Here is a 20442-nt window from a genome sequence, read left to right as displayed (position 1 = left end):
TTCTGAGATGCAAAAGTAAGAAAAAAAGTAGAAGGAAGGCACAAAAGGGCCCGTTTTTTAAGACATCGTAACAGAACGGTTACAGAGTCGTGAAAACAGGTGGTCACAAAAGATACCTATTTTTGGGTATCCCGGATTTTTGGGTGGTTGGCATGAAGTTTGTACTTTTGCTGACGGAATAAATAATCAGACGTTAAATTAAAATATTTGCATTATGACAAAGATTGAGAAAGTTCATGCACGTGAGATTCTTGACAGCCGTGGCAATCCGACGGTTGAGGTAGAGGTAACCCTTGACAATGGCGTGATGGGTCGCGCCAGTGTTCCCTCCGGTGCTTCCACGGGAGAGAACGAGGCTCTGGAGCTCCGTGACGGTGACAAGAACCGTTTCGGTGGCAAGGGTGTCCTGAAGGCTGTTGCCAATGTCAATGATGTCATCGCACCGGCTTTGAAGGGTGATGATGTCTTCAACCAGCGTGCCATCGACTATAAGATGCTGGCCCTCGACGGCACACCGACGAAGAGCAAGCTCGGTGCCAATGCCATCCTCGGTGTCAGTCTCGCTGTCGCCCATGCTGCTGCCAAGGCGCTGAATCTGCCGCTGTACCGTTATCTCGGTGGCGTGAACACCTATGTGCTGCCGGTTCCAATGATGAACATCATCAATGGTGGTGCCCACAGTGACGCGCCTATCGCCTTCCAGGAGTTCATGATCCGTCCTGTCGGCGCGAAGAGTGAGCATGAGGCTGTCCGTATGGGTGCTGAGGTCTTCCATGCCCTTCAGAAACTGTTGAAGAAGCGTGGCCTGAGCACGGCTGTCGGTGATGAGGGTGGATTTGCTCCGAAGCTCGACGGTATCGAGGATGCCCTGCAGAGCATTGTCGACGCTGTGAAGGCTGCCGGTTATGAGCCGGGCAAGGACGTGCGCATCGCCATGGACTGCGCCGCTTCCGAGTTCTCTGAGGTCAAGGACGGTAAGTACTATTACAACTACAAGCAGCTCAGCAATGGCATGCCGAAGGATCCCAATGGTAAGACGTTGAGTGACGAGGAACAGATCAAGTATCTCGAGGAGCTCATCACGAAGTATCCTATCGACTCCATCGAGGATGGTCTCGACGAGAACGACTGGGAAGGCTGGCAGAAGATGACGAAGGCCCTCGGCGACCGTGTACAGCTCGTCGGTGATGACCTCTTCGTGACGAACACGAAGTTCCTGAAGAAGGGTATCGAGCTCGGTGCTGCCAACGCTATCCTGATCAAGGTCAACCAGATCGGTTCGCTCACGGAGACTCTGGAGGCTATTGAGATGGCTCATCGTCATGGCTACAACACGGTCACCTCACACCGTAGTGGTGAGACCGAGGATACGACGATTGCCGATATCGCCGTTGCCACGAACAGTGGTCAGATCAAGACGGGTTCCATGTCGCGTACCGATCGTATGGCGAAATACAACCAGCTGCTGAGAATCGAGGAGGAGCTCGGTGACAGCGCTGTCTACGGATACGAGAAATAACCGCATTCGCGCTTCCTTGCGCTTGCAAAGCGCAAGCACACAACGGCAGGCCCAAAAACGGCCTGCCGGGAAAGATACGAACGGTAGGTCGGTAAGAACGGCCTGCCGTTTTTTTGTCATGATTTTGTAACTTGATGTTGGGAGATATATCATTCTTTTTTTATACTTTTGCAACAGATTGCAAAAACGTTGAAAATGGAAGATCAGAAATACCAACTCATGGTCGTCGATGATGAGGCAGACCTGTGTGAGATCCTGAAGTTTAATCTCGAGGCCGAAGGCAACTATGATGTTGACGTTGCCTACAGTGCTGAGGAAGCCCTGGAGAAGGGCGTGAAGGACAAGGACCTGTTGCTCCTCGATGTGATGATGGGTGGCATGTCCGGTTTCGCCATGGCCAAGCAGCTCAAGAGTGACCCGGAGACAGCACAAATCCCCATCATCTTCCTTACGGCGCGTGATACGGAGAATGACACGGTGACGGGCTTCAACCTCGGTGCCGATGACTATATCTCCAAACCGTTCTCTATCCGAGAAGTCCTGGCGCGCGTGAAAGCCGTGCTGCGCCGTACGACAGAACAGGCCGAGCGGAAGGAAGAGCAGAACAACACCATTACCTATAAGGGTCTCCAACTTGACATGAACAAGAAGGAGGTGACGGTAGACGGAAAAGCCGTGGCCTTCACGAAGACGGAGTTTGCCCTCCTGCATCTGTTGCTTGAGGAGAAAGGCAAGATCCTCTCCCGTCAGCAGCTCATCGACCGTGTGTGGCCCCGTGACGTCATCGTCCTCGACCGTACGGTGGATGTCAATATCACGCGCTTGCGCCGAAAGGTGGGTCCTTATGCCAAACATATCGTGACGCGGCTGGGCTTCGGTTATGGATTTGAGGAGTAGGGGGAAGAGTCTATGGATCATCGTCTCTCTATCGGCAAGCGGCTGTATCTCGCCGTCCTCGCCATCTTTCTGGCTTTTGCCCTTACCTTTATATTATATCAGCAGAGTCGTGAGAAGGACTATAAGATTACGGTCCTCGACCAACGTCTGCAGGATTTCAATTTCCAGTTGGGTGAGACCTTCAGCCGTGACACGTTGATCACGGAGGCAAAGGTCAACGCCTATCTGCGGGAGAACCATTTCCCGGATCTCCGTGTGACCCTCATCCGGCCCGACGGAAGAGTATTCTTCGACTCCGAGCGGAAAGACTATCAGAATATCCCGAACCACAGTAACCGTGTGGAGATCCAGGAGGCCATGCGGGAAGGTAGTGGGCGTACCGTCGATCGTAAGAGTGCCACCGTTCCTGAGTCTTTCTTCTATTCTGCCACCTATTTCCCCCACAGTCATTTCATCGTCCGTTCGGCCCTGCCGTATAATGATAACCTGATCAATATCCTCAATACTGATAAGAATTATCTCTGGCTCTCCCTTGTCGCCATCGTATTGTTGACGGTTGTGCTCTACCGTTTCACCCACCGACTGGATAAGAACCTCACAAAATTGCGCATCTTCGCCTCCCGTGCCGATCATAATGAGACGCTCGAGGTGGAAGATCTCGCGGAGTTCCCCGATGATGAGCTCGGTGAGATTGCCGAGAAGATCATCAAAATCTACAAACGTTATCTCAAGACGCGAAAAGAACAGGACGAGCTGAAGCGACAGCTGACGCATAATATCGCCCATGAGTTGAAGACCCCCGTGGCAAGTATCCAGGGTTATCTGGAGACCATCATCGACCATCCCGATCTTGATCCGAAGATGTTGCAGATGTTCCTCTCACGCAGTTATGCCCAGAGCCAGCGCCTGACGTCCTTGCTGCGTGATATCTCTACATTGAACGTGATGGACGAGGTGACCGACATGCACGGCAAGGAGAATGTCGATCTGGCGAAACTCGTCATCGAGATCCAACAGGAGACGGCACTGCAGTTTGAGCAGAAGCACATGACGTTTGAAGACAAGTTGCCCGATCATGTGATGATGCGCGGTGTACGTAGTTTGCTCTACAGTATCTTCCGCAACCTCACCGATAATGCCCTGGCCTATGCCGGTGAGGGGACGACGGTGACGGTGGAGGTCCGTGAGACGGAGGAATACTGGCGGTTCCGGTTCTATGATACCGGTAAGGGCGTGCCCGCGGAACATCTGCCGCGGCTCTTCGAACGGTTCTACCGCGTGGATAAGGGGCGCAGCCGTGCCATGGGCGGTACGGGACTGGGACTGGCCATCGTGAAGAATGCCGTGTTGCTGCACCGCGGGAGTATCAAGGTCAGCAACCGGAAAGAAGGGGGACTGCTGTTTGAGTTCTCGCTGGCGAAAGCATAGGGGACTTGCGCTTGCAAAGCGCAAGCTCATAACGGCATGCCAAGATGGGCGCAGACCGGCATGCCCGGAGTGATGGATGAGAATTGTAACAGCATTGTAATATCTTAGACTTTTGGTTGTAACACGGAGACTGTACCTTTGCACAAAAATATAAACGTAACATAATTATCAATTTATGGAAACCATTTATTTGTGCATTGTCATCTTCCTCCTCTGCCTGGCGGTATTTGACCTCTTTGTCGGAGTGAGCAATGATGCAGTCAATTTCTTGCAGAGTGCCATTGGTGCCCGTGTTGCCAAGTTCCGCACGGTGCTCATCATCGCCTCTGCCGGTGTCGTCCTCGGTGCTGTCCTTTCCTCGGGAATGATGGATGTGGCACGCCACGGAATTATGACACCGAAGTATTTCTCTTTCCATGAGGTGATGACGATATTCCTGGCTGTCATGGTCACCGATGTCATCGTCCTTGATGTCTTCAACTCATTGGGTATGCCGACGTCCACGACGGTATCCCTCGTCTTTGAGCTCCTCGGTGGTACCTGCCTCATTGCCATGTTGAAAGTCATCAGTGACCATGGTTTCACTTATGGGATGTTGCTCAACAGTGACAAGGCCCTGCAGGTGATCATCGCCATCTTTGTCAGTGTGGCCATCTCCTTTGTCTTCGGCTTGCTGATCATGTGGATCTCCCGTGTGGTCTTCACCTTTAATCCATTTGGAAAAGGCTCGAAGGCCGGACAACTCGTAAAGGTCTCCCTCTTCGGCGGTATCGCCTTCACGGCCCTGGCCTACTTCATCTTTATGAAAGGTCTCGGCAAGAGTCCTTATATCTCTGATGCAGCACGCGACTATATCGACGCGAATACCAAGCTCTTACTGCTCTATACCTTTATCGGTTCCACGATCCTGATGGGTGTCTTCCATCTGATCAAGATCAATGTCTTTAAGTTCTCTGTCCTCATGGGAACGTTCGCCCTGGCCATGGCTTTCGCCGGCAATGACCTGGTGAACTTCATCGGTGTGCCTTTGGCCGGTCTGTCCTCTTATCAGGACTTCACCGCCAACGCCCATGGTGCCGGTGCCGACTCGTTCCTCATGACGTCATTGATGGAGAGTGCGAAGACACCGCCGTTCTATCTGATGGCTGCCGGCGTGATCATGATCATTGCCATGGCAACGTCGAAGAAGGCACAGAATGTCATCAAGACTTCTGTCGACCTGGCCCGTCAGGACGAGGGCGATGAGATGTTCGGCAGTAGTAAGGCTGCCCGTGGCATCGTCCGTTGGACGCAGTATTTCGTTGAGTGGTTCGCCCACCTCTTCCCCGTCAGTGTCCGTCAGTGGGTCAACAGCCGTTTCAATAGTAATGAGGTGGTCCTCGAGGACGACAAGGCCGCCTTCGATGTGGTGCGTGCCGCCGTCAACCTCGTCATCTCCGCCATGCTGATCACCATCGGTACGAACCTCGGCCTTCCGTTGTCAACGACCTATGTGACGTTCATGGTGGCCATGGGTAGTAGTCTCGCCGACCGTGCGTGGAGCCGTGAGAGTGCCGTCTTCCGTGTCACGGGTGTGCTGAGTGTCATCGGTGGCTGGTTCATCACCGCCGGTGTGGCCTTCATCACCTGTGCCCTCGTCGCCCTGTGCATGTGGTTCGGTGGTGTCGTCATCCAGGCCGCCTTCATGGTTCTCGTCGTTTATCTCCTGTATCGTAGTAATAAGAAGTATAAGGCCAACAAGGAGAAGGAGAAAGAGGAGGAAGACAGCTTCCGCCTGATGATGCGTACGCGTGATCCCGAGCTCGTCTGGGATATGCTGAAGAAACATGTACGCAACACGCAGTCGAAGGTCTGCGCTTACTCCATGGAACAGTTCAACGATATCGTCGATGCCTTTGCTAATCAGAGTGTTCGCACGCTTCGCCATAGTGACAAAGGTTTGAGGAAAGAGCTGGAACTGTTGAAGAAGATCCGTCGTCAGGAGATGCTCGGGTTGAAGAAGAGTCCGTTGGAGATGGCTATCGACCGCAACACGTGGTTCCATGTCGGTGCCAACAGTGACCAGCAGTTCATGTATACCCTCCGCCGTATGCTGAATCCGATCAAGGAGCATGTCGACAACAACTTCAACCCACTGCCCGAGGAGTATGTGAAGGAGTTTGAGCCCATCCGCCGGAAGATCAACGACCTGATGAAGATGACGTGTGAGCAGATCGAGACCGACCGTTACGACCAGTATCGCGATGTCCTCGCTGAGGCTGACGCCTGCAAGGATGAGCTCAGCGTGATCCGAAACACCCATATCAACCGCATGCAGGAGAAGAAGAACAACAAGGACCTGCAGGTCGACATGGTCTATCTGAACCTCCTCCAGGAGTCTCAGCAGTTCCTGAGTGTCATGCGCCATCAGTTGCGTTCCGCGAAGAAGTTCATGGAAGCGTAACGCCTTCGGCGAATGGATAATGGACAATGGACAATGGAGAATAGACAATAGATAATGAAAAATGGATAATTATTCGAATGGATCAAGGATAATTATCCATTTTTTTTGAACCCCATAACCCAACAAACAATGAAAAAAATATTTATCTTGGCCGTTCTCTCGATGGCCGCGCTGAGCCTCTCTGCCCAGCAGAAGATGAAGATCGGCGGTACGATCCGCGGCAAGTATGAGTATCAGACGCAGGACAAGGAAGGCCGCTTCCAGGTGCGTAACGCCCGTGTCAATGTCAGTGGCGATGTCAACGAATATGTCTCCTACAAGGCTGAGATCGACCTCTGCGACGAGGGAACGATCAAGATGCTCGATGCTTATACGAAGATTACGCCGTGGAAGACCTTGAACCTGACCATTGGTCAGATGCGTGTGCCCTTCACCATCGATGCCCACCGCTCTCCCGACCAGCAGTATTTTGCCAACCGTTCTTTCATTGCCAAGCAGGTCGGTAATGTCCGTGATGTCGGTGCCCGCCTCGGCTACACCTTCAATGTCGGTTTCCCCATCATCCTCGAGGCCGGTATGTATAACGGTAGTGGTCTGACGCATCAGAAAGACTACTGGACGAATCATGTCAACTTCTCCACGAAGGCGCAGTTCCTCTTCCCCTGTGGCATGGATGTCGTACTGAGCATGCAGAAGATCCGTCCCTCCGATGTCAACGTGATGATGTATGATGCCGGCGTCAACTACCATAAGAACGGGTTCATCGCCGAGGCCGAATACCTCTATAAGCATTATGCCCAGGGTGCCTTCCATCCCGTCCATGCCTTCGACGGTTTCGTGAGTTACGATATCCCCGTTCGCACAAAGCTCTTCACGAAGGTGTCGCCGCTCGTCCGTTACGACTATATGAGTGACCACAGTGACGGACTGCGTTATACCATTGATGAGAACGGCACGAAGACGGAGAGCAAGACGGGCTCCCTCGTCATCACCGATTACAAGCGCAGCCGTATCACCGGTGGTGTGACGCTGAGTTTCGACAAGCCGTTCCTGAGTGATATCCGCATCAACTACGAGAAATATTTCTACGGTCATGAGGGTATCGCCAAGCCGTCGGAGAAAGACAAGATCGTCGTGGAGTTCATGACCCACTTCTAAGGCATCCGATCCTCTTGCAGGGCCGCCACAAGGGACGGCCCCTGCATTTGGCAAAATGGCGGATCATGATAAATCATGTCCCTACGGCTTTCACACAATCGTAACCTCCCCTTTACACTTCTGTAATATCTCGTGACTATCTTTGCAATGTGAAATAAAAAAAGCAAAGAAAAGTACAAGATGAAAGATTGTAAAAGGGGAGTGGCAACGATGATGTTGCTGCTGACAACAGGAGCCTGGATGTGTGCGGCTCCACTGCCTAACCGCCTTCCGATGGTGAAGGCCGTACCGGCAGATTCGGCGAATGTCGTCGACAGTATCTGGAGAAATCAGAACCTCGGTGAGGTCACCGTCACCGCCGTCGTTCGCAAGAATACTGACGCGGCACTGTTGAATATCGCCCGGAAGAGTGATGTCGTCATGAGTACCGTCTCCTCCCAGGAGATCAAGCGTACGCAGGACTCCAATGCCGGTGAGGTCATCCGTCGTGTTCCCGGCGTGAGTCTCATCGATGACAAATTCGTCATGGTTCGTGGTCTCTCGCAACGTTATAATAATGTATGGATCAATGGAGGAGCCGTTCCGAGTAGTGAAGCCGACTCCCGTGCCTTCTCCTTTGACTTGATTCCGAGTTCTCAGCTCGATAACCTGATGATTGTGAAAACACCGTCGGCAGAATATCCTGCAGACTATACCGGAGGCTTCATCTTAATTAATACCAAGGAAATCCCAACATCGAATTCTCTTAACATCTCCGTAGGTGGAAACTGGAACAGCCAGTCCGCCTTCCGGAGCATGTTACTGCCTCACGGCACCTTCGACAGTTATCCCACGCGCCAGGATGTGAACCTTGGCAATGTGACGAACGACTGGACGACGAAGTCCGTCAAGCCCTTCGGTGATCTGCGCCTCGGCGCCGACTGGTCCCACCGCTGGGATCTCGCCGGTCGTAAACTCGGTATGATCGCATCCGTTAACTACTCGCGGGAGTACCGCCGTTATACGGGCATGCTCAACAACCTCTTCGGTGTCTACGATGTAGAGAATAACAATGCCAATTATCTCCGTCATTCCGTTGATGATCAATATAATTTGAACAACCGCCTCGGTGCGATGTTCAACGTGACCCTTTTAAGTAAGAATGGAAAACACAAGTACCAATTGAAAAACATTTTCAACCGGATTGGCAACCTCCGCTATACCTGGCGTGACGGCTTCGATGCCCAGTCCGATCCCCTTCACTCGGCAGAATATTACAAACGCAGCCGAGTGACCTATAACGGTCAGATCACCGGTACCCATACCTTCAGTGGCGATGCCCTCGATTGGAGTGTCGGCTATGCGTATGCCAATCGCCGTATGCCTGACCGTAAAAGATACACCCAGTACATGGATGTCGAGACCAACGACTATGCCTTGCTCAACGGCAATGACATCTCGCGTGAGTGGACATCCCTGGATGAACATATTTTCTCAGCCCAGGTCAACGACGAGCACAAGTTCTCCTTCGGCTCCTGGCAACCGAAGTTGAAGGTGGGTGCCTACGGCGAGTACCGTACGCGTAAGTATAAGACACGCGACTTCTACTACCTCTGGGATACCTACAACAACACCCTGCCTTCGGACTTCCGGCAGATGGACCTGCAGCAGCTCCTCAGCGACAACAGCTATTTCGGCGCTGACAAGCTCTTCCTCCAGGAGCAGGTCAACTGGCAGAACAACTATAACGGACACAACACCCTGGGCGCTGGCTATCTCTCGGCGGCCCTCCCCTTTGGCAAGTTGGATATCCACGCCGGTGTCCGTTTCGAATTCAATCAGACGGAGCTCATCTCCAACACGCGCAGTTATGAGGAGAGCCACATGAGCAACTATTACCGTCACGGCGACTTCTTCCCCTCGCTGAACATGACCTACCGCTTCGACGACCGGAACCAGTTGCGCCTCTCTTATGGCCGCAGCGTCAACCGCCCGGAGTTCCGTGAGCTCTCCTCATCGGTCTACTACGATTTCGACCTGGCGAGTGACGTCATCGGTAATGTTGACTTGAAGAACTGTTACGTCAACAACATCGACCTGCGCTATGAGTGGTATCCCCATCGCGGGGAGGTGATCTCCCTGGCTGCTTTCTATAAGCATTTCCAGAACCCCATCGAGTGGACCTATACCGTTGCCGGCGGTACCGACCTCATCTACAGTAACAAGAACGCGAAGGCCGCCAACAACTTCGGTCTTGAGCTCGACATCCGGAAACAGCTCGACTTCATCGGACTGCGCAACTTCTCCTGGAGCTTCAACGGCGCCCTGATCCACAGCCGTGTCACCTTCCCCGCCGGTTCGCTGGAGGAGAGCCGTCCGATGCAGGGACAGAGCCCCTACCTCATCAATACGGGCCTGTTCTACCGCAACCCGAAGCTCTATCTGAACATCGCACTCCTCTATAACCGCATCGGCAAGCGCATCATCGGTGTCGGACGTACCTTGGGTGCATCTGGTAGTGAGGAGGCCGCACATGTGCCCAACAGCTATGAGATGCCACGGGATGCCTTCGACTTCACGGCCACGAAGAGTTTCGGTGAGCACTGGGAGCTGAAGTTCTATGTCCGCGATCTCCTCAACCAGAATGTCTGCTATAAGCAGTTTGCCAAGGACAGCAACGGTGGTGAGGTCCAGGAGATCGTCCGCCAGTATAAGCCCGGACGCAACATCGGCCTCATGCTGACGTTGAAACTGTGATGAATAAATAAAATTCAATTTTATAACCTCAAATAAGGAAAGCAAAATGAAAAAAATGAGAGTTTTGTACGGATGCCTCGGCATCCTCGCCGCCACAGCCATGCTGACGGCCTGTAGCAGTGATGACAATGATGACAACGGCAGCAGCAGCGCTACCACGTCCTATACCTATGGCAAGGACGGCGGCCTCGTCTCCTGCGATCATATCCTCTTTGACGAGGACGGCAAAGCCGACGCCAACGGTAAGGTCATCGGTAATGGCGACCAGGGCTTCGTCTTCACCGGCAACCAGACACTGAAGAAGGGCGTCTACCTCCTCAAAGGTTGGGTGTATATCGCCAAGGGTGCCAAACTGACCATCGAACCGGGAACGATCATCAAGGGTGACAAGCAGACCAAGGCTTCCCTCATCGCTGAGCCGGGTGGACAGCTCTTTGCCCAGGGTACCGCTTCCGAACCGATCGTCTTCACCTCTGAGGAGGCCAAGGGTAACCGTAAGCCCGGTGACTGGGGTGGTATCATCCTCTGCGGTAATGCCAAGAACAATCATGGACAGATGCAGATCGAGGGTGGTCCCCGTACGAAACATGGTGGCTCCGACAACGCTGACAACTCCGGCGCCCTGGAGTATGTCCGTATCGAGTTCGCCGGATATCCTTTCGAGAAGGATAAGGAGATCAACGGTCTGACCTTCGGCTCCGTGGGTAGCGGTACGACGATCGATCATATCCAGGTGTCCTACTCCAATGATGACTCCTACGAGTGGTTCGGCGGCGACGTCAACTGTAAGTACCTCATCGCCTACAAGGGCTGGGATGATGACTTCGATACCGACAACGGCTTCTCCGGAAACGTACAGTTCGGTCTCTCTGTCCGTGATTCCCGTATCGCTGATGGCAGCCAGAGCAACGGTTTCGAGAGCGACAACGATGCTGACGGTGCTGCACAGGATCCTTACACCACCGCTACCTTCAGCAACATCACCTTCCTCGGCCCGAAGACTTTCGACAGCAACTTCCAGAATACCTCCGCTTACATCAACGGCGGTGGCATGAACCCGAACAACGGCTCTTCCATGGGGCTCTTCCAGGCTGCCATGCACATCCGTCGTAACTCCCGCCTGAATGTCTACAACACCGTCGCCATCGGCTGGCCGATCGGACTGATCCTCGACGCTGAGAAACCGGGTAAGGCTACGGGCACAGGTACGCAGAAAGCGGCCACCGACGGTCTGATGAAGCTCCACAACATCGTCTTCGCTGGTATGGACGCTACGGGTACTGACTTCAACAAGGTCTACAAGGATGCCCTCTACGACTACGCCACGAAGACAACGGACGACACGAAGAAGTCCTTCTCCAGCACCTTCTTCGAGCAGGTCGCCAATAACAACAAGGTCCTCGCCGACTGGACGGCCTTCAAGATCTCTCAGGCTACGTATGTTCCCGGTGATGCCAGCACCCTCTTCTCCTACGCTCCTGACTTCACCGATCTGAAGGGTAACAGCTTCTTCAAGCAGGTCAACTACATCGGCGCCTTCGCCAAGGGTGATACCTGGGCTCAGGGCTGGACGAACTTCGACCCGGAGAACACGAACTACTAAACGCCTCCCGTCTTGTACGGCCTGCCGTCAAGTGCCGATGCTTTGCAAGCATCGGGTGGGGGCCTGCCGTCAGGTGCTTGCGCTTTGCAAGCGCAAGGAGCCGCAATAAAAAGGAATTGTAACACCGTCGTAACACGTTTGTAATATGACTGCACTATCTTTGCAACCAGTATTACAAACGTGTTTATGTTATTACAATGTCTAGTATGAAAGAAAGTAAGAAAGCAATTATCAACGCACTCAAGAACGACACCAAACATGGTGGCAAGTTTGAAGCTCTCGTGCTCAACCTCGCCCTGCAGAAGATTGACAGTGACAGTTTCGAGTTTGACGGCGAGGCCGTCTATACCGTAGACAGACAGTGTATCATCTACTGCCTCTCGCAGAAGGACAGCTTCTCCATTCCAGAGGGTGTCGAGGTGATCGGTGAGATGGCTTTCCGAAGTAAGAAAAAACTCAAGAACGTCATCATCCCCAACACGGTGACGTCTATCGAGAAGGATGCCTTCTACGACTGTGACCGCCTCGACAATGTCTTCATCCCCGCCGGTGTGAAGAATATCGATGGCTATGCCTTCGCCGAGTGTGACGCCCTGAAGCAGGTGACTTTCGAGGGTACCCCCGCCCATCTCAACCGCCACACCTTCTCCGACAGCGACAACCTCCGCAAGCTCGTCGTCCCCAAGGGCAGTGTCAAGGCGTTCCAGAAAGCACTGAAATATGATGGCAGTGAGGATGAGTATCTGATCTTAGAAAGCCTCACATCCAACCCCTCTCCGAACAGCCTCACCCCCAACCCCTCTCCGAAGGGCGAGGGGAGTGAAAAGCCTCAGGCCGTAGAAAAAGCCGAGGATAAGGCTCCCAAGGCTGAGGACAAGGCCCCCAAAGCAAAGAAGAACAAGAAGAACAAATAATCCACTCCCCGTTGCCGCCGCCAAGCCGGGCCTGCCGTCAAGTGCTTGCGCTTTGCAAGCGCAAGGAAGCGCAAAAAATCCCCATCCCTATGCCTATCAAGAATTTCAAGAAATATTATGTGGAGCGCGATGTCAGTTGGATGTATTTCAACTACCGCATCCTCCAGGAGGCCGAGAAAGAAGACGAGCCTCTGCTCGAACGACTCGGCTACCTCGGTATCTATAGTAACAACCTCGACGAGTTCTTCCGCGTCCGTGTCGCCGCGATGAGCCGCTATCTCGACGAGCCTACCCTCGACAAAGCCACCCACCACAGCGTGAAGAAGAGCCTCCAGACCATCAACAAACTCAATGAGCGCTATGGCGTGGAATATGCCGAGGCCGTCGATCATGTCTTCGCCGAACTCCAGCAGCATGGCATCCGACTCATCAACGAGCAACAGCTCAACGAGGAGCAGAAGGCCTTCCTCCGCGATTTCTATTACGACCGCCTCAACGGCAACTGTAACCCCATCTGGCTCCATCAGATCGACAATATCGCCACCCTCGAGGACAACCGCATCTACCTCGTCGTCGAGCGCCAGGAGAATGACGCGAAACAGAAGACGAAATATGCCATCGTCAAAGTCCCCGACCGCCAGGTGGGCCGTTGGGTCCGTGTGCCCTCGAGTGACGGCTTCGAGAATATCATGTATCTCGATGATGTCGTACGCTACTGTATGCCCTTCATCTTCCTCGGTCTGAAGCCCGCCACCTACCGCGCCTACTCCTTCAAGTTCACGAAGGACGCGGAGATGGAGATCGACAACGACCAGGACTACGGCACGCTGGAGAAGATCAAGGCCGGTGTCGACAGTCGTAAGCGCGGTGATGCCGTGCGCGTCATCTACGACCGGGAGATGCCGCGGGATATCCAGAAACGCATCCTCGAGCGCCTCGATATCGATGAGCTCGACACGTCCCTCGCCGGTGGACGTTATCAGAACCATAAGGACCTCATGTCCTTCCCCGACTGCGGACATAAGGAGTTGAAATATGACAAGTGGACGCCCGTCATGAAGCCCGAGTTCCTCTCCGAGGACTCCCTCCTCGACGCCATCCGGGAGAAGGACCGCTTCATCCATGTCCCCTACCACTCTTTCGACGGCTATATCCGCGTCCTCCAGGAGGCTGCCATCAAGCCCGAGGTGAAAGCCATCAAAACCACGCTCTACCGCCTCGCCAAGGACTCGAAGGTCGTCAAGGCCCTCATCACCGCCGCCCGCAACGGCAAGAAGGTGACGGCTGTCGTTGAGCTCCTCGCCCGTTTCGATGAGGAGAGTAATATCAAGTGGTCGAAACGCATGCAGGACGAGGGCGTCAATGTCATCTTCGGTGTCGAGGGGTTGAAGATCCACTCCAAACTGCTCTATATCGAGTCGAAGAAAGGCAATATCGCCGTCGTCGGTACGGGAAACTTCCATGAGGGCAATGCCAAGCACTATACCGACTACTTTATGATGACGGCCCGGCCGCGCATCGTCAACGAGGTGGAGAAGGTCTTCGAGTTCATCGACCGTCCGTTCCTCCATCCCCGGTTCCTCGAGCTCCTCGTCTCCCCGAACGCCATGAAGAATCGTATCCTCCGCATGCTCGACACGGAGATCAAGAACGCCCGGGACGGCAAGGAGGCCTGGCTGAAGATGAAGATCAACCATATCACCGATAAGGATGTCGTGGAGAAACTCTATGAGGCCTCTGCCGCCGGCGTGAAGATCGATATCTGTATCCGTGGCAACTGCAGTCTCGTGCCCGGCATCCCCGGCGTGAGCGACAATATCCGTTGCGTGGGAATCATCGACCGCTATCTCGAGCACAGTCGTATCCTCATTTTCTGTAATGGCGGAAAGAACAAATACTACCTCGGGTCCGCCGACTGGATGCCGCGCAACCTCCTGAGCCGTATTGAGGTCTACACCCCCGTCTACGACCCCGACCTGAGAGCCGACCTCCTGCGTACGGTAGAGTATGGCATGAAGGACAACACCAACGGCCGTATCGTTGATGGCCTCGGTACCAACGAGATCCCCGGCCCCCAGAACGGTGAACCTCCCTTCCGCAGCCAGCAGGCCCTCCATGACGCCTACACATTGGGCCTGCCGTCAGGTGCTTGCGCTTGTGATGGCCTGCCGTCAGGTGCTTGCGCTTGTGATGGCCTGCCGTCAGGTGCTTGCGCTTTGCAAGCGCAAGGAAGGGAATAAAAACGAAAGACAATGACAGAACTGAATATCGAGAAATGCAACCTCGCCGCCGTGGACGTCGGATCCAACGCCGCCCGGTTGCTCATCAAACACGTGGAGATTGACATCGACGGCAACAAGACCGTCAGCAAGCTCCTCTTCCTCCGCATCCCCCTGCGACTCGGCATGGATGTCTTCGCACAGGGAAAGATCAGTGAGGAACGGGCCCATGAGTTCATCTGTACGATGAAGGCCTACCGCCAACTCATGAAGGCCTATCAGGTCAGCCAGTACCGCGCCTGTGCCACCTCCGCCATGCGTGACGCGAAAAACGGTAAGAAGATCATCAAGAAGATCGCCAAGGACGCCCATCTTCGCCTCGAGATCATCTCCGGCGACGAGGAGAGTCAGATCATCTACGACAACCACCTGGCGATGATGCCCGACGAGGGCTGCTTCCTCTATGTCGATGTCGGTGGCGGCTCCACGGAGATCAGCTTCATCTGTGACGGCGAGCGCGTCTACAGCCACTCCTTCAATGTCGGTACCATCCGACTCCTCAACGGAAAGGTGAAGAAGAAGGACCTCCTCGACATGAAGAGCGAGATCGAGCGCGTCACCCTCGGACATCACGACATCACGATCATCGGATCCGGCGGTAACATCAATAAACTCTACCGACTGGCCTCAAAGAAAGAGAAACTTGACTTCCTCCCCGTGGAGACCCTCCGTGGACTCTATGAGGACCTGCATAAGATGAGTGTGGAGGAACGCATGAAGGTCTACAGCCTCAAGCCCGACCGCGCCGATGTCATCGTACCCGCCGCGGAGATCTTCCTCCATGTCGCAGCCAGCTCCAAATCAGAAAAGATTAGTGTACCAAACCTCGGCTTGGCCGATGGCATCATCAATGAGATGGTTTCATCCCTTTGATGAATCACGTTTGTATTTTTTTATCAGTAAATCAAAAAGGCGGTCATCTCCGTGAGGAGCTGGCCGCCTTGTATTGTTATGCCGTTTCTGCCGTCATGTCCGGCCTGCCGTTGTGTGCTTGCGCTTTGCAAGCGCAAGGAGGCGGTGTTGCCCGGCGCCCCCTCCGTTTCTTTCTCTTCAGCCATTCCGCCTTCCGCTTCTCATATTCCTCGCGGCGCGTCTCTAGATATCCGTCTGCCATACGCTCTGCTATTTTGCGAAATGACTGTATACGGCCGTGACCTTCAGCGGTGTCGTACCGCCCTGGAGGCGTGTCGACGTCAGGCTCATGTCGTTCGTCACCTTGTTGATCACCGTCGTACCACTGCTCGTGGTCGTCGTCGATACCGTCACGGGGACGATGATGGCCTTGTTCCAGTCCGTCTCGCCCTTGTGGTGGTGCATATACTTCACCAGCCCCGAGATATTATAGAACGTATAGCCGTTCGTCGAAGAGGAATAATTCGTGGTATGCGAGAGGTCACCATCGGGCAGCTCGTTGTTCTCGAAGAAACTCTTCAGCTTGCTCACGGGGAGGATGAGCAGATAGTTGGCCTTCGGCAGCGTATACGGACTGTAGCGGTTCGCCCGTGTACTGTTCAGACAGGGTAGGGTGAGCTTCACGCTGTTGATGGAGTCCGTCTCATGGCCGTTGAAGATCTCCTCCACAGGGAGCGTCACCTCCGTGAAGAGACCCGCGGGCGTCTTCAGATACGAGCAACTGTTGTCGGCAGCGATATCCTTCAGCTCCGAACCGTTGGTGATGACGTTCGTCTGCAGCACCTCAGGCGTCAGGGACACATAGGCGGAGGTGGAGAACTGCTGCGTCTCCCACACGCTGTCCTTCGCCGTGGAGTCATAGACCTTCACGAGGGAGTCCTTCACCTGGATCATGTTGATCCAACCGGCCATGATCTTCACCATCGCCCCACTGCCGCCGATGGTCTTCACGTAGAAGCCCGGCAGCACGTTCTTCAGAAACTTGTTCTGATTGGCGTAATACTCGGGATGCTTCCGGTACATCGTCATCAGATAGGAGCCGAAAGAGGAGTATTTCGTACCGTCCTTCGCCGTATACGCCTTGTTCAGCGGAATCGAGATGGCATGGGTCTCACCGTTGCTGTTCCGCACGGAGTCACTCAGACTGAGGTCCTGGATGGTGAAGTTATGATCCACCGTGTAACCACCCGTGCGCACATAGCCCTTCTCGATAGGGTCAAAGTTACTGTAGTATTTCGTCGTCTCCGGCATCGGCTTGTCAAGCTCATAGACCCGCAGCTTCTGCGGCGCCGTGGAGTCACCATAGAACGTGGTGAAATAGAGCTGCAGATACGTCGCTGCCGGCACCTTACGGCCGTAGCTGTCCGTCGTCTTCAACTTGTTCTCGGCAATGAAACCGGGGTTGGCGAAAGTCTGAAACTGCATCATCGCGTTCCCCGTCACCAGGGCGTTCGTCTCGGGGTCTACGACACGGCCGAGATAAGGAGAGAAGGAACGGGAATAAACGCTGTCGGCCATCACCGTCTGTGTCGTCGCCGTAAAGGACGAGTCGGTGACGGTGAGCATATCCACCTTGTCCGTGATGGAGCCACCGATGGAGTCCGTCGTGTCATCACAGGCTGAAAGGGAGAGGGCGGCCACCATGAGGGCCGCCAATGTCTTATATTTCATTCGGATTAAATCTTATTGAAGAAATCGGCATACGCCTGCTGATAGTCGTCGCCGGGATAGGTGAGTAGGGGAGTGCCCTTTGCCTTGGCATAGTCCAGGAGTTGCGCGTTGACCTCACTGTCGGCCTCCACGATACCATCACTGTAGTCGATGGCCAGTTTGCCGAGCTCGAGGAAGTCGAACTTCTCATTGTAGTCCTTCAGCAGCTCCGCCGTAGCGTTCTGGAACGGCACGCAGCGCTTGAAGTTGTCACCGAGGTCACCACGCAGCTGTTTGGTGAAGAGCGAGGTGATGACCTTCGTGTTGGCGTAGCACGGCTCCTCGTTATAGGCCTTCTTGATATAGAACGGTACGACGGCACCCATCCAGCCCTGACAGACGATGAGGTCCGGGGCCCAACGCAGCTTCTTCACCGTCTCCAGGACACCACGGGCGAAGAAGATGGCACGCTCGCCGTTGTCAGGATATTCCTCGCCTTTCTCGTCCTGTTCCATCTGGCGGTGTGAGAAGTAGTCCTCGTTATCAATGAAGTATACCTGTACACGGGATACGGGGATGGAGGCCACCTTGATGATCAGCGGGTGATCGCTATCATCGATGATGAGGTTCATGCCCGAGAGGCGGATGACCTCATGGAGCTGACCGCGGCGTTCATTGATATTTCCCCATTTGGGCATGAAGGTACGGATCTGAAAACCCGCCGCCTGAGCCTTCGAGGGAAGGTCACGGCCGAGGACGGACATTTCTGTTTCTGGGACGTAAGGAGCAATCTCCTGGTTGATGAACAACACTTTTTTTGCCATGGCGAATCTTTTTTATGTTCTTTCAAGTTGCAAAATTACGAAAAAATCGGCGGAAATGCAATTTTTTTACCATTCTTCTTCTTTATTTAAGAAAAATGTTGTTATTTTGCAAGTGATATGAAAACGATAAGCAATATTGTAGACCTCCAGAATGAGCTCTTCGAGGCTCACAAGGAGGGAAAGGAGATTGGGCTTGTGCCCACCATGGGTGCCCTGCATGAAGGACACGCCTCTTTGATTCGTCGTAGCGTGAAGGAGAATGCCGTCACCGTCGTGAGCGTCTTCCTCAACCCTACACAGTTCAATGACAAGGGCGACCTGGAGCGCTATCCCCGCACCCTCGATGCCGACTGCAAGCTTATTGAGGATTGCGGTGCCGACATCTGCTTCGCCCCCTCGGTGAAGGATATCTATCCCGAGCCCGACAACCGCCATTTCGAGTTCCCGCCGCAGACAACGGTCATGGAGGGTGCCCACCGCCCCGGCCATTTCAATGGCGTCTGTCAGGTCGTCAGCCGTCTGTTCTATATCGTCAAGCCGACGAAGGCTTACTTCGGAGAGAAGGACTGGCAGCAGATCGCCGTCGTCAAGCGCCTCGTGAAATATATCGGCATGGACAAGAAGCTGAAGATCGTCGAGTGCCCCACCATCCGTGAGGACGACGGACTGGCCAAGAGCAGCCGGAACACCCTGCTGACGCCTGAGGAGCGCCAGATTGCCCCGAAGATCTATGCCGAGCTGAAGGCGAGCGTCGACTATGCCAAGGAGCACACCGTTCAGGAGACCCATGACAAGGTCGTCGCCGACCTCAATGCCGTCGATGGCCTCGACGTAGAGTATTTCGAGATCGTTGATGGCAACACCCTCCTCGATGTCCCCTCTTGGGAGGCCAGCCCCTACATCGTCGGCTGTATCACCGTCAACTGCGGCCATACCCCCATCCGCCTCATCGACCACATCACGTATAAAAAGTAAAGAAGTAAAAAAGTAAAAAAGTAAAACTGCCGCAAAGGTTCGTACCCTCTGCGGCAGCTTTACTTTTTTACTTTATTACTTTTTTACTTCTACCCGGTTTCCTTTTCCCGGGAAGATTACCCGCGGCTTGAACGTCTTCGCCTCCTCGAAGTCCATGAGGGCGAAACTCATGATGATCACGGTATCACCCACGAGGACCTTACGGGCAGCGGCACCATTGAGACAGATATCCCCCGAGCCACGGCGGCCCTTGATGATATACGTCTCGAAACGTTCACCGTTGTTGTTATCTACAATCTGCACCTTCTCACCGGCAATCATCCCGCAGGCATCCATCAGGTCCTCATCAATGGTGATGGAACCCATATAGTTGATGTTCGCCTCCGTGACGACAGCACAGTGAATCTTCGATTTTAATATTTCTATCTGCATAATCTTTCATGCATCGATCCTCTTGCGGGGGACTTTATTCGATCACCACCAGCGGATCATCCTCGAGAACGGCCTGGCCGACCTTCACGCAGATCGCCGTGACCTTACCGCTCTTCTCGGCCTCAATCTTGTTCTGCATCTTCATGGCCTCCAGGACAACGACGGTATCACCGGCACTGACCTCCTGACCAACACTGACACTGACCTCCGTGATCGTTCCCGGCAGGGGAGCCTTCACGGCATTGTTACTGTTCACACTGGCAGCCGGCGTTGCCTCGCCCTCCTCTTCGGAAGCGGCGGCGGGCTTGCCGAGCACGACCTTCTTCTTCTCAGGCTCCGCCGGCTTCTCCAGCGCTACCTGATACTCCTCACCGTTGACGGTGACGGATGCGACATTCTTCTCTTCGTCGATGTCGCCGATGGCTACCTGGTATTCCTTGCCATCAATGGTATACTTGAATTCTTTCATATCGTTTTACGGTTTCGGGGTGAATGACAGCATCTTCGCGTTCCACAGCGTGTGGCGGTGCTTGATGGTGATCACGCCCGGTTCGATGTCATGTACGTTATTGCCCTCGTACTCATACAGAGCCATGGCAATGGCGGCAAATACGTTCTTATCCTTGTTCTTTTCTTTTGCCATAATGATCATATTTTGATCCACTTGCAGGG

General features: G+C 53.9%; 16 protein-coding genes. 11 read left to right on the top strand and 5 right to left on the bottom strand.

What is annotated here, in order from left to right; genetic code table 11:
• Positions 1–214: 214 nt before the first annotated feature.
• The 10 genes from eno to G604_RS0106915 all read left to right on the top strand — a co-directional run bounded on the left by eno (position 215) and on the right by G604_RS0106915 (position 15850).
• Positions 215–1519, top strand: coding sequence for a phosphopyruvate hydratase (gene eno / locus G604_RS0106960; protein ID WP_036904831.1), 1305 nt, complete (start codon positions 215–217; stop codon positions 1517–1519).
• Positions 1520–1714: 195 nt separating this feature from the next.
• Positions 1715–2416, top strand: coding sequence for a response regulator (locus G604_RS0106955; protein ID WP_028909948.1), 702 nt, complete (start codon positions 1715–1717; stop codon positions 2414–2416).
• Positions 2417–2428: 12 nt separating this feature from the next.
• A complete protein-coding gene (locus G604_RS0106950; protein ID WP_028909947.1) occupies positions 2429–3844 on the top strand; it encodes a sensor histidine kinase in 1416 nt (471 codons plus the stop codon).
• Positions 3845–4019: 175 nt separating this feature from the next.
• Positions 4020–6287, top strand: coding sequence for an inorganic phosphate transporter (locus G604_RS0106945; protein WP_028909946.1), 2268 nt, complete (start codon positions 4020–4022; stop codon positions 6285–6287).
• Between the two features lie 162 nt (positions 6288–6449).
• Entirely contained in the window at positions 6450–7445 is a 996-nt protein-coding gene (locus G604_RS0106940; protein WP_231376084.1) for a porin, read from the top strand.
• Positions 7446–7625: 180 nt separating this feature from the next.
• Positions 7626–10181, top strand: a complete 2556-nt coding sequence (locus G604_RS13770) for a TonB-dependent receptor domain-containing protein (RefSeq protein ID WP_081657694.1) — start codon at positions 7626–7628, stop codon at positions 10179–10181.
• A 46-nt stretch (positions 10182–10227) separates the two neighbouring features.
• A complete protein-coding gene (locus tag G604_RS0106930; protein ID WP_028909944.1) occupies positions 10228–11784 on the top strand; it encodes a hypothetical protein in 1557 nt (518 codons plus the stop codon).
• A 206-nt stretch (positions 11785–11990) separates the two neighbouring features.
• Entirely contained in the window at positions 11991–12698 is a 708-nt protein-coding gene (locus G604_RS14745; protein ID WP_051220264.1) for a leucine-rich repeat domain-containing protein, read from the top strand.
• A gap of 89 nt (positions 12699–12787) precedes the next feature.
• Positions 12788–14938 (top strand): RNA degradosome polyphosphate kinase, encoded by a 2151-nt coding sequence (locus tag G604_RS13760; protein ID WP_081657693.1) that lies wholly within the window; start codon positions 12788–12790, stop codon positions 14936–14938.
• 27 nt (positions 14939–14965) lie between these two features.
• Entirely contained in the window at positions 14966–15850 is an 885-nt protein-coding gene (locus G604_RS0106915) for an exopolyphosphatase (RefSeq protein ID WP_028909942.1), read from the top strand.
• 249 nt (positions 15851–16099) lie between these two features.
• Here G604_RS0106915 and G604_RS0106905 read toward each other — a convergent pair whose 3' ends face one another.
• Together G604_RS0106905 and G604_RS0106900 are read right to left on the bottom strand one after the other, a co-directional pair.
• On the bottom strand, positions 16100–17560 hold the full coding sequence (locus G604_RS0106905) for a DUF4270 domain-containing protein (RefSeq protein ID WP_028909941.1): 1461 nt from the start codon (positions 17558–17560) through the stop codon (positions 16100–16102).
• Positions 17561–17565: 5 nt separating this feature from the next.
• Positions 17566–18363: a glycogen/starch synthase gene (locus G604_RS0106900; protein ID WP_028909940.1), complete on the bottom strand. Its 798-nt coding sequence runs from the start codon at positions 18361–18363 to the stop codon at positions 17566–17568.
• A gap of 117 nt (positions 18364–18480) precedes the next feature.
• Here G604_RS0106900 and panC point away from each other — a divergent pair, with 117 nt between their 5' ends.
• Positions 18481–19338, top strand: coding sequence for a pantoate--beta-alanine ligase (gene panC, locus G604_RS0106890; RefSeq protein ID WP_028909939.1), 858 nt, complete (start codon positions 18481–18483; stop codon positions 19336–19338).
• A 75-nt stretch (positions 19339–19413) separates the two neighbouring features.
• On the opposite strand, the gene panD is transcribed toward panC, so the two are convergent.
• Genes panD through G604_RS15395 form a run of 3 tightly spaced genes read right to left on the bottom strand, consistent with a single transcriptional unit; the run spans position 19414 to position 20413 of the window.
• The gene (gene panD, locus G604_RS0106885) at positions 19414–19770 is read right to left on the bottom strand and encodes an aspartate 1-decarboxylase (RefSeq protein WP_028909938.1); all 357 of its coding nucleotides are present in this window, start codon (positions 19768–19770) and stop codon (positions 19414–19416) included.
• A gap of 34 nt (positions 19771–19804) precedes the next feature.
• A complete protein-coding gene (locus G604_RS0106880) occupies positions 19805–20239 on the bottom strand; it encodes a biotin/lipoyl-containing protein (RefSeq protein WP_028909937.1) in 435 nt (144 codons plus the stop codon).
• 6 nt (positions 20240–20245) lie between these two features.
• Complete coding sequence (locus tag G604_RS15395) at positions 20246–20413, bottom strand: hypothetical protein (protein WP_196801100.1); 168 nt, start codon at positions 20411–20413, stop codon at positions 20246–20248.
• Positions 20414–20442 lie beyond the last annotated feature (29 nt).

Origin of the sequence: Prevotella sp. AGR2160 (assembly GCF_000424185.1) — a bacterium.
Classification (GTDB): Bacteria; Bacteroidota; Bacteroidia; order Bacteroidales; family Bacteroidaceae; genus Prevotella.
This window is presented reverse-complemented; position numbering and strand designations above follow the sequence as displayed.